Consider the following 11,524-nt stretch of genomic DNA (forward strand, 5'->3'; position numbering starts at 1 on the left):
CCGTCGACGATGCGGACGTTCTCGACGACCATGCCTTTGACGTTGAGGAGCTGTTTGAATATGCTGTTCATCAGGCGCTTTTCGGTTGTGTTTTTCTTGGTCGATGAACATCCTAACCAAAAAGCGCTCTTCTCTTACCGGTTCAACGCCTCACCGGCAAACAACCACCCACGAAAACAGCAATAGCGCCAATTATAATCACGATACGAAAACCAACTAACGTCTGTAGACTCTAGGCGGTCACGCAACCTTAGGCTTCGCGGCGGCCGGCGAGGGCGCGGCCGAGGGTGACTTCGTCGGCGTATTCGAGGTCGGAGCCCACGGGCAGACCGCTGGCCAGACGCGTGATCTTGACGCCGACCGGACGCAGCAGCTGGGCGAGATAGCTGGTGGTGGCCTCGCCTTCGATGTTCGGGTCGAGGGCCATGATCACCTCTTTGACCTCCTTGGTCTCCAGCCTTTTCAACAGGCCGGGAATCCTCAGGTCGGCTGGGCCGACGTTGGCCATCGGGTTGATGGCGCCGCCGAGCACATGGTAGAGGCCGCGATATTCGCGCGTGCGCTCGATGCTCATCACGTCTTTGGGCTCCTCCACCACGCAGATGGTCGCGCGATCGCGCCTCGGGTCGGCGCACACCGGGCAGGGGCTGGTCTCGCACACGTTGCCGCAGATGTCGCAGAAGCGCACCTTGGCCTTGACCTCCTCGATGGCCTCAGCAAGCTCGCGCGCCTCGTCGTCCGGCGCGGACAGCAGGTAGAAGGCGATACGTTGCGCGCCCTTCGGCCCGATGCCGGGAAGGTTGCCGAAGGCGTCGATCAGACGCTGGATGGCGCCATCATAGGCAAGTGCCATGGTTGTGTTGCTCCTTATTCACCGAGGTGCTTTTTGGCGGGCTGAATGTTCTTCGGATTCTTCGGGTCGTCTGCGGCGAATTCCTTGACGTCCTTGACCTCGAACATCTTCTTCAGGTCGTCCAGGCTCATGGCGCGCGAATCGCCAAGCGACTGGTCGTTCATCGAGTATTCGTCGTCGTCCGGGTCCACCCGTGGTTCGGGCGCTGGCGTGGATTGCTGCGGCGGTTGGTTCCATGGGTCGTCACTGGGACCATCATTCCGCAAACCTGCGTTGGCGGCTGCCGTTTGCGGGAGGCCTGCACCAGCAGATGCATGCGGAGGATAACCCTGCTGCGGCGCCTGCGACTGCTCCCACCCGCTGGCTGCATGCTGCTGCTGCGGCGGCTGGTTCCATGGGTCGTCATCCGGCGGGACCGGTTGCTGTGTTGTTTGAAGGTTCGACGGAGCGGGCTGGTTCCATGGGTCAGGCTCTGCTGTGGCCAGCTGCGCGGGAGCAGGCTGGTTCCAAGGATCCGGCTGGGTTGCGGATTGTGCGGGGATGGGCTGTGCAGGTGGCAGGACTTGCGCGGATTGCGGCTGCGCAGGCTGATTCCACGGGTCGTTCTCTGCTGTGGCCGCAGGGCTCGGCTGGCTCCAAGGATCTATGCCATCGCTGATATCCGGTACGGGCACATGCTTCTTGTGGTGTTCAGGATGCGCTGGGGCGGACGAAGTCGTTGGGTCGCCGGATGCGACCGCGGTAGGGCTTGAAGCCGGATGAGCCCAAGGGTCATCGTCAGGCAGAGTGTTGCCGCCCAGGTGCCCTGGTTGCCCCGCAGATTGTTGCGACGCCACGGACATTGCTGATGCCGGCGACGTTCCCGGAGCCATCGCAGCTGCTGACGACACGGAAGCTCGAGACGCATCCGATGTGGGCAGAGCCGCAACTCGGCCCGCAGCTTGGTCCGCGGATTGGGACGCGCCTCGGTGGCTGTCGTCAGCGTCTTCGCCCTGGCCGGACGCCGCGGGCTTCTGTTCCTTGGAATCGCTGCCAAGGTGCGCACCTAAACCGGAACCCAGACTTGCGGCAGCGAGACCGGCTTTGGCGAGCGCAATCTGCTGCTTGACCTTGGCCAGCTGTTCGGGGCTCATGCGTTTGACGGATTCCACCCGTTCGCCGTTGGCGGCCACCTGCGTGGGCGCGATCACCGTGTTCGGGCCGAATTCCTTACGCACGGCATCCTGCACCACAATCGCGGCCTTCTTGCCGCTTGAATCCACGGCGAGCGCGAACGCATGCTGGCTGAGCGACTGGTCAAACGTGAGCGAAAGACACGGCAGACCCTTGCGGTTCTGGCCGAACCTCACACTCGGCACCTTGGCACGGGTCACATATTCTCGGATATCCTCAGGCAAGGCATTCACGGCGGCATTCCACTTCTCATCCACCGAACGGGTGTCGTTCGCAGGTGCGGCGGCCGTCGCTCCTGCCGGTGCAGTCGTATTCGCGGGTTCCTGCATTGCGGGTTGAGCCGGCTGCTGCGCGGGTGCGGAGGTTTGCACAGGCTGTCCCCAACCCGTTGGCTCACCGGCCGACGGCGCTGCGGACCGCTCATACACCCACCCTTGCGCAGCCGGCTGAGTCGTTTCGGATTGAACCTGAGCCGACTGAGCGGGAGCTGATTGAACGGGTGCCGACTGAATCGAAGCCGCAGGAGCTTGCTGAACCTGCTGGTTGCGCGCAGCGCCGGAGAATCCACCTTGCGACACAGCGGACGTTCCGGATGCGCCAGACCCCCCGGACGCACCAGACGCGCCCGCGAATCCGCCCGGTGCAGAGCCCGCGCCCGCATTGCGCGACGCTCCCGCGAAACCACCCGATCCGGCGTGATGCCGAGCGCCGGCGGCACCGGCGTTGCCGCCAGTGGCGGGTTCCCCGCCATTCTGTGCGGGGGCTCCGGCCGAAGGCGCGGCGGATGCCGTAAACGCAAAACCGGTTTCGGCGCCTGCGAGCAGCCTGGCGGCCAGCAGTTCGAGCCTCATACGCGGCGAAATAGCGCCGGTCATGGCGCTGAGCGTGTCGTTGATGATGTCCGCCATCACTGTGAGCGGGCCAAGACCCAGAGCGGAGGCCTGCCGATGCAAGTCGCTCATGTCCTCGGCCTCGGCCGTGTCTGACAGCACGGATTCAGCGGAATCACCGGCCAATGTGAGCACCAGGAGGTCACGTACTCGGGCCAGCAGATCCTCCACGAACCTGCGCGGGTCGAATCCACCGACCACGACCTTTTGGATCACCCCCATACAGGCTTCACCGTTGCGGTCGATCACCGCATCCACGGCTTCGCCGATCAGCGCCTCCGGCGTGAAGCCGAGCAGCGCCACGGCGGCATCATGCGTGATCACGCCCTCGACAGAGCCGACCATGAGCTGGTCGAGCACGGACAGCGTGTCTCGCATGGATCCGCCGCCCGCGCGCATGGCGAGTTTCAGCACGCCCGGCTCAGGCTTGATGCCCTCTTTGGCGCAGATCTTTTCCAGATACGGTCCCATAACCTCTTGCGGCACCAGACGGAACGGGTAGTGGTGGGTGCGCGAGCGGATGGTGCCAATCACCTTATCGGGCTCGGTGGTGGCGAAGATGAACATCACATGCTCGGGCGGCTCCTCCACGATTTTGAGCAGCGCGTTGAAGCCCTGCTGCGTGACCATGTGGGCCTCGTCAAGGATGAAGATCTTGTAACGGTCGCGGGCGGGGGCGAAACCGGCGCGTTCGCGCAGTTCGCGGGCGTCGTCGACACCGTTGTGGCTGGCGGCGTCGATCTCCACCACGTCGATGGAGCCCGGGCCGCCGGTGGCCAGGTCCTTGCAGCTTTCGCATTCGCCGCAGGGGTGGGACGTCGGCCCTTTGGCACAGTTGACGCAGCGCGCGAGGATGCGGGCGGAGCTGGTCTTACCGCAGCCGCGGGGGCCGGAGAACAGGTACGCGTGCGTGAGCTTGCCCTCGTCAAGGGCCCGCATCAGCGGAACAGTGACCTGATCCTGGCCGATCACACCTTCGAAGGTGTCGGGACGATAGCGTCGATACAGTGCAAGTGCCATAGCTACTAACCTACCTTGCCCTCGATAATTTGCGCGAGTCGGACGGACGGCCTCCCCAGACGGGAGAAGTCTTCCCCACCCGGCACGAATCGGCCGGGCGACCGCATACGCTCACAGGTATTAACATAGTGTCAATAATGGTTGTCATCAGGAGGTGCTCATGGGCGAGAACTTCGAGAAGCCCCGCGTCACCCGCGGCGACGTGAGGCGCGAAGCCATCGTACGGGCCGCACGCAAGATCTGCCTGGAGAAGGGGTTCTCCAAGATCACCGTTTCGGACATCGCCGGCGAGGTGGGCATGACCCGTTCGCTGTTCTACCATTACTTCCCCGATAAGGACTCAGTGGCCAACGCCGTACTGGACGATGTGATCGACGAGATCCTCGCCCGGCTCGGCCGGTGGAACAGCGAACGTGAAACCGGCAACGTGAACAAGGCACTTGACGATATGGTGCGGCTGCTGCGCGCGCTCATCGCGGATGAAAGCCCGTTCTCCAACCGGATGATCCAGGACGGCAACGCCGGCCTGTACATCAAGTTCATCGACCGGGCAGCAGACCGCATCGCAGACTACATCGCCCAGACCACCGTGCATGATTTCGAGCAGATGCACGGCCTGCCGATCCGCAACGTGCACGAGACCTTCTTCACGCTGATTGTGGGGCTGATCTCCTTGCTGCGTTCACATCCGGACATCAGCGACAGCACCATCAAGCAGGTGATCGCGCAAACGCTGCACATCGAAAGCTACATCCAGTAACATCCGGCAGCAGCGCCGGTGGCACCTCGTTCTAGTGGAATTCGCCGGTCAATGGGTCGCGGCCATCGCGGGTGACCGCTTCGGCCATATGCGCTGCGGCATCCACCTCACGCGCCGCCACGGCCGGAGGCACGAGCACACGAAGCGCACGGCTTTCCGTCGTCACTCGCACCGGACCCCGGCCGACATATTCGCCATCGGCCATCAGCACCGGAGGCTCATCGCCCTCGTCGGCACGCGTGATTTCGATGCTGCGGATACGCTTCCAGCCGAACACCCGTGAGGCGAGCAGCCGACCGTTGTAGGCGTTCGAGATCGCCACCGCGCATTCGCGGACATTCGGCACATGGTCCATCCACACCAAATCGAGCATCCCGTCGGAGAAGCACGAATACGGCGAGACTTCGATGCCGCCACCGATATGCCGCGAATTGGCGACCGTCAGCAGCGGCGAGATGATGTCCCGCTCATCCGTGGATCCATCCGCCAGCGTGGCCTTGACATGATAGCCGTAGCGTTTCATGCGCGTCAGCTCCACGAGCACCGCGGCGAAATACCGCAGGCTGCCGTTCGGCAGATGCGAATGGTTCGCACGGTCATTGATGCTGGCATCAATGCCACAGGACAGCATTCCCGCATAGTAGCGGTCAATGGGATGCGCCTGGGCAGCCGACTCCCCCGCCGGTACCTCATACTCACTGCCAGTAGAGGGGTCGACCGAGTATCCGCCCGGCAGGGAGGTCACCCGGCCCATGTCCACATCCATATGAGACCCGCGGACAATGGCGCCCACGATGCCCTCCACCGCCGTCTCGATGCGGTTCACCGGCAGTTTGAGCCCGCGCGCGAAATCATTGCCCGAGCCCATCGCCACAATGCCCAGTGGCTTGCCGCTGAGTCCCACGGCATTGGCGCCGAGTGCGATCATGCCGTCCCCGCCGACCACCACGAGATAGTCGTACTCATGCGAGTGTTCACGCGCACGGTTCAACGAATCGTTGAAGCTCGTTCCGGTGAGGTCGGTCACCGTGAAACCGTGGCGTCTGCCGGCTTCGTGCAGCAAGTCCAACACGCGAGCATCGACTTCGGCACCGCGCCCCTTATCCGACGTGGGGTTGCCCACCAGCCCTATGACGTGACGGCGTTCGCTGTGTTCTCTCTCGGTCATGCATTCACCATAACCAAGGATGCGAACGCACGCCAGAGCGCACGCCATGTTAATCGCACAGCACAGGCCCGGCTCGTGCCTCCTTGCGGACATGCGGGCGAACGGCACATCGGTGGCGACGCTGATCGCAAGGCGGATATCGTCGCCCTGCACTTCGCAGTCGGCAAGTACCGCCTCATTGGCTGCGGCGATGCCGCCGGCGAAGGCGCACGGGTCGTCGAGCCCCTGATGCCATAAGGCGTACGCGGCATTGAACGCCGCCAAATCGGCGATGGAGCGCGCCTTATGTTGGCAAAGCATCAGATTGCCGACAAGGGCGATCACCGTCAGCATCACAGCGGCGAGCATCACCAGCATGGCACCGGCCATGGTGCCTGAGCCTTCCTCAAGACGCGCTTTCATCGCTACCTCGGTTCTTGGATTCTCTTGGGTATCATTTGGGGCGATTATTGCGTGACGGCGGTGGCTTCACCGGTGACCTGCACTGGGGTCAGATTCATCGGTCCAGGCAGCACCGGACATGTCACCTGCACTTGCGTGGTCCGTTCGGACCGCCGTACATCGACAACGACCTGCGCGCGCGCCACCTCTGCGGCGACGCTGCGAGCGCGCGACTCGTCCGCCGACACCACCAGCTCCCTGGCGGCCGCCGACGCCGCACTGCGGCAATCGGCGGACACAAGAGTCACGCGACCCAACGCCAGGATGAGCCCGGCTATGGCGACAACGCTTGGCAGGACGACAGCAAATTCCGCAGTGGCGGCACCCGTTTCAGGGTCCGGCGGCAGACGGGCCATCCAATGGAACCATGATTGGCATCGCATGGCCGCTACCCGATGTTCAACGCTTTTTTGATGATGTTCATCAGCAGCGTCTTGACGGCATCGGATTTGAGGATGGTGACCAGAAGCGCGGCGAACCCGGTGGCGGCTACGAGCACCACGGCGTATTCCGCAGTGACCGCACCCTCCTCGGGACGTTCGATGAATGTGCGTATCTGGGCGTCCATGAGACATAACCGACGGTTGATGCGGGCGCGCAAGCCGACTATATCCCCGGGGGAATCGGCCAGCCGCACGAGATCGCGGCTTGGGGTGGCATGGCGTGTGAGCATGTGAGCTCCTTTCTTCACTGACAGCACGGCATTGTGATTGGTTGACCCCGCACCGGCGTGGCCGGCATGGGGTAGTACCACTGTGAAGGATTGCGTCGCGGCATGCACGCCGATACGGGGTATGTGGTTCTAGCTTGCCAAGTTATCCACATCCCGGCGTGTCATCCACAGCACATGTGGATAAGCGGACATCGCCAGTGGGCTACCGGGCCGCCACCAACCCGGACCAGACACCCAGGCCTAGTGGTCCGTCTCACACATAATTGAGGGATTCAGCTTCGTGTCTCTCCCCCAGTCAGCTACGCTGACAGCCCGTCCCGCAAGTACGAACGCGCTCCGCGCGCAGCTTGCCGGCTCCCTCTGATGAGGGAGCTCCCGGCGACAGCCGGGTGAGGGAGAGAAACACACAACACAGTCGTTCCAGTCTCTCCCCCAGTCAGCTACGCTGACAGCCCCCTCGTCAGAGGGGGCCATGGCCGTATGGAAGTTCACCATCGGACAGCCCGTCCTGCAATTACGGACGAGCTACGCGCGCAGCAGCGGCTCGGCGACGGCCTGAATCACGGATTCGGGCATGTGGGAATCGTCGAACTCGTGGCCGGGATGGCTGCTCTTGGTGCTTTCCAGCGTATGCAGCGCATTGAGCGCACGAGCGCCGTCAGCCTTGATGAGCCGGTAGGCACGTTCCTTGGCCAGATAGTCGATCTGCGCGTTGTACAGCACAGTGAACGCATCCTCAATCGCCGGATCGTCGGCGTACCGCAGTCCGTTCGTCGCGTGAATCGACACGGCCTGCGTGACCGGCGCATCCGCAACCGTGACGGACAGGCTCAGCGTCTCGGCGTCGTACGACACATCCGGCACGACCTCAGCGCCACCAACCGTCACAATCAACTCGTCAGCGGCGACCGGCGCCACACCGGTGAACGTCACCGTCCACGTGCGCTGCTGCGGCACCGCCGCAACATTGCCGGCCACCGGGGCAATCTCGAACGCGTTCACCGCACCATCGGCCTCCCAGCGGAAGTCCATATGCGTCACCGCGAGCGCGGAATCCGACGGCTGCGCCTGGTTGGTGCCATCGTCCTCCTTGAGGTCGAACGCGCCGTTCGCGCCTGGGAACACCGCAATCTCCAGATAGCGCGGATTATCCACGGAGTTGAGGCTGCCGTTGAGCTCCTCGTCAAGCGGCTGCAACGGCACGATGCCGCCGGCCTTCGCGAAGACCGGAATGCCATCGAGCCCACGCCACGCCTCGAACTTGCGGCCTTCGGCAGAGCCCGCCTCGTACCGACGTCCGGTGAAGAAGTCGAACCACGTGCCCTGCGGCAGCCACACATCGGTTTTCGCCAGCTGCACGTCGCGGTCGGACGGCGTCACAATCGGCGCGACGATCAGCTCGGTGCCGAAGCGGAACTCATGCTCCACCCCGTACGCGGTGACATTTTCCGGCGACTGCCAGTACATCGGCTCGACCAGCGGACGGCCCTCGGCGGCGGCACGCCAGTTCATCGTGTACAGATACGGCAGCAGCTCGTGGCGCAGGCGCAGCGCGTCATCCATCGAGCATTCCGTCTCGGGATGGAAGTTCCACGGCTCCTTGCCGTTGAACGGCGAATCGGTCGAATGCAGGCGGTTGATCGGGCTGAACGCGCCGAGCTGATACCAGCGGGCCTCCAGCTCCTCGTCGCGGTAGCCGAACATGTGGCCGCCGATATCGTGGCTCCACCAGCCGTAGCCGATGTTCGATGCGGTAGCCGTGAAGTACGGCTGGAACTTCAGCGACTCCCACGTCACGACCGTATCCCCGGAGAATCCGACCGGGTAACGGTGCGAGCCCGGGCCGGCGTACCGTGAGAACGTGAGCGGCCAGCGCCCATCGCGTCCCGAATCGAGATAATGCATGTGGTTCAACATCCACAGCGGATCAAGACCCTTCTGGCGGGTCACACCGCCCTGTTGCCAGTCCAGCCACCAGAAATCGGTGCCCAGGGCTTCGAGCCCATGGTGCAGGTCGAAGTACGCTTCCATGAATCGCGGACTGGTCAGATCAAACTCGACCGGCTCGCCGCCCGCCGGGTCAATGCCCATGTGTTCGGCGACTTTGGCATAGCCGTCTTCAAATGCTCGAACGCCGTCGCGCGGGTGGACGTTGAGCGTCGTGCGCAGTCCATGCTCGTGCAGGATGCGCTGGAATCGCTCGGGGTCGGGGAAGAATTCGCGGTTCCACGTGTATCCGGTCCATCCGGATCCATACTTCGGGTCGACATCGTCGACCAGATGCCAGTCCATGTCGATCACGGCCGTGGTGAACGGCAGGCCTTCCTGCTCGAAACGATCGACAAGCTCCAGATACTCGGCTTCCGTGTAACGGTGGTAGCGGCTCCACCAGTTGCCGAGCGCGAAGCGCGGCAGCAGCGGCGTCGGGCCGGTGAGCCTGTAGAAGTCCTGTACGGCCTCGATATACCGATGACCATAACCGAAGACATACAGATCCTTGCCGGGGTGCTCGCGCGGCATGACCCACATGCCGAACGGGTTGGCCTCGCCCTTGACGGTGGCGGCTTCGGCGCCTTCGACGATCACGTTCGACGCGGAATCGTCGAGCACGGCCCAGCCGTCGCGGGAAATCACGCCGAGACCCAGTTCAATCTCGCCGTCGACCGCGTCCAGCGTACGCGCGGTGCCGCGCAGGTTGCCGTCCTGGGTTTCGCCGTAGTGCCACGTGTTCATCTGGGAATTCGCCACGCCTTTGACGACGATGCTCAGGCCTTCCTTGCTGAACGGCTGCATGTCATAGGTGAGGCGCAGCGCCGGCGTATCGATGATGAGCAGCCCGTCGCGCTCGGTCTTCGTGAACTTCGGCGGAGTGGCGGTACCGTTCGCGCCATCCGCACCGTTCGCGCCATCCGACAACCAATCGCGATTGACGACCATTTGGGTGGCGTGGTCTTCGAACTTGCCGTCATCCTGCCATTCGAGGCGAACGAGCGATTCGGTGATGATACCGATGCGCCAACGGTCGCCTTGGATAACCGAGGCCGGGTTCATGCCCGGACGGGTGGCCAGCTGTGGAAAGGTGGACATTGGTGTGCTCCTTTGCTTGTGTTGTTTTCCACGTTGTTGTTTGTAGTTGGCGTATCCATGAACCATCGCCGACGTGCGGGCCTCAGACATCGCGATGCGCTCCGTCATGGTCCTTTTCACGCGGATATGCTGTCACCGACGGCGACACGCATCGGCGGCGTTACGCGGCGATGGCCGTGGTGTCGCGCAGCATCAGCTGCGGGGCAACGGTTTCAAATCGCGGTTCGGACAGGGGTCCTTCCATCGCGGCAAGCGCTTTGCGCGCGGCAATGGCGCCCAGGTCATTCGGGCGTTGCCGCAATGTGGTCAGGCCCATTTTGGCGCTGAAGGGGATATCGTCGAAGCCAATTACTGACAGGTCACGCGGCACGCGCAGCCCATATTGCGGCAACCGGTACAGCACCGGAATCGCCATTTCGTCGGTCTGGAAGCAGACTGCGGTGGGCGTGGGCGACATGGTGGTCAGCTGTGCGAGCGCCGCGCCAGTCGTATCCTCATGGCCGGAACAGCGAATCTGCTCAAGCGTGACGTCAGGATGGGCCGCGGCGGCATCGATAAGGCCTTGCAGTCGGTTTTCCGCGCTGAAGCGCAGTTGACTGGTGTCATCCGGCGCGCCGTACACGTAGGCGATGTTGCGATGACCGAGCGAAATCAGGTGTTCGAAGGCCGTATGCATGCCCAGCTTGTCGTCAATGCACACCGCGCCGTCGAGTCCGATGGTGGACGGGGTGTTGATGCCGATGAGCGGCACGTTCACGTCTTTCAGACGGCTGACCTCATCCGGGTCGATGTCGAACGAGCAGACGATGACCGCATCCACATTGCGACGCACCGGCAGTTCAGTGAAGAATTCATGCCGCTCCCGCGCGTTCGACAGACCATATACGGAGATGTCGTATCCGGCCGGGCCGAATACGGAGTTGAGCCCGCGGAAGACATTGGCGTTGAACCAGACATCAATGGTATCGGCATGCAGCAGTGCGATGCGGAACGATTGGCCGGATTTCAATGCGGCTGCCGACCGGGAAACCTGAAAGTCGAGTTTTCGCGCGGCGGCGAGGACTCGGTCACGGGTCTTCGGCAGCACAAGGTCCGGCTTGGCGAAGGTTCGTGACACCGTTGACACGGATACGCCAGCCTCTTTCGCTACCGCTTGAATGCTCGCTTTTGTCATGGCAACCTCGCTCATCAACAGTGGATAACAATCCCTCAAAAGACAACGTTATCATACATGAGCGAGCAACATGCACGCCGATCTAAGCCACCTCATCATGCGGTGGGCGGGCGCAACCGCGCACCCACCCACCGCTCATCAGTAGCGCGTATTGTTGGCGCAATTACCGGCGACTGCCACGCGCGACGTCAGCGTTGGTATTTTGGCCCCCTCTGATGAGGGGGCTGGCAGCGTAGCTGACTGGGGGAGAGACGCAAAACCGAAACCTCAATTATTAGCGGGACA

The 11,524-nt window shown here is 63.0% G+C and carries 8 protein-coding genes and 1 pseudogene; 1 reads left to right on the plus strand and 8 read right to left on the minus strand.

Going from position 1 to position 11,524, the window contains the following annotated elements:
- Positions 1-250: 250 nt before the first annotated feature.
- Positions 251-853, minus strand: a complete 603-nt coding sequence (gene recR / locus BREU_RS08380) for a recombination mediator RecR (RefSeq protein WP_044089433.1) — start codon at positions 851-853, stop codon at positions 251-253.
- A gap of 14 nt (positions 854-867) precedes the next feature.
- The gene (locus tag BREU_RS08385) at positions 868-3,936 is read right to left on the minus strand and encodes a DNA polymerase III subunit gamma and tau (protein ID WP_044095908.1); all 3,069 of its coding nucleotides are present in this window, start codon (positions 3,934-3,936) and stop codon (positions 868-870) included.
- 160 nt (positions 3,937-4,096) lie between these two features.
- Between BREU_RS08385 and BREU_RS08390 the strand changes: the two genes are divergently transcribed.
- Positions 4,097-4,696 carry a TetR/AcrR family transcriptional regulator gene (locus tag BREU_RS08390; RefSeq protein WP_044089435.1) on the plus strand — a complete coding sequence of 200 codons (600 nt, stop codon included), beginning with the start codon at positions 4,097-4,099 and terminating at the stop codon, positions 4,694-4,696.
- A gap of 31 nt (positions 4,697-4,727) precedes the next feature.
- On the opposite strand, the gene BREU_RS08395 is transcribed toward BREU_RS08390, so the two are convergent.
- From BREU_RS08395 to BREU_RS08415, 6 genes and pseudogenes are all read right to left on the minus strand, one after another.
- Positions 4,728-5,864: a diacylglycerol/lipid kinase family protein gene (locus BREU_RS08395; RefSeq protein WP_044089468.1), complete on the minus strand. Its 1,137-nt coding sequence runs from the start codon at positions 5,862-5,864 to the stop codon at positions 4,728-4,730.
- Between the two features lie 168 nt (positions 5,865-6,032).
- Positions 6,033-6,266 (minus strand): annotated as a pseudogene (locus BREU_RS12410) (Rv3654c family TadE-like protein); the annotation flags it as partial.
- A gap of 44 nt (positions 6,267-6,310) precedes the next feature.
- Positions 6,311-6,688 (minus strand): TadE/TadG family type IV pilus assembly protein, encoded by a 378-nt coding sequence (locus BREU_RS08400; RefSeq protein WP_052382091.1) that lies wholly within the window; start codon positions 6,686-6,688, stop codon positions 6,311-6,313.
- A 5-nt stretch (positions 6,689-6,693) separates the two neighbouring features.
- Positions 6,694-6,978: a DUF4244 domain-containing protein gene (locus BREU_RS08405; protein ID WP_081886637.1), complete on the minus strand. Its 285-nt coding sequence runs from the start codon at positions 6,976-6,978 to the stop codon at positions 6,694-6,696.
- Between the two features lie 525 nt (positions 6,979-7,503).
- Entirely contained in the window at positions 7,504-10,065 is a 2,562-nt protein-coding gene (locus BREU_RS08410; RefSeq protein ID WP_044089234.1) for a glycoside hydrolase family 31 protein, read from the minus strand.
- Positions 10,066-10,225: 160 nt separating this feature from the next.
- On the minus strand, positions 10,226-11,239 hold the full coding sequence (locus BREU_RS08415) for a LacI family DNA-binding transcriptional regulator (protein WP_044089235.1): 1,014 nt from the start codon (positions 11,237-11,239) through the stop codon (positions 10,226-10,228).
- Positions 11,240-11,524: the final 285 nt, after the last annotated feature.

Origin of the sequence: Bifidobacterium reuteri DSM 23975 (genome assembly GCF_000741695.1) — a bacterium.
Lineage (GTDB): Bacteria > Actinomycetota > Actinomycetes > Actinomycetales > Bifidobacteriaceae > Bifidobacterium > Bifidobacterium reuteri.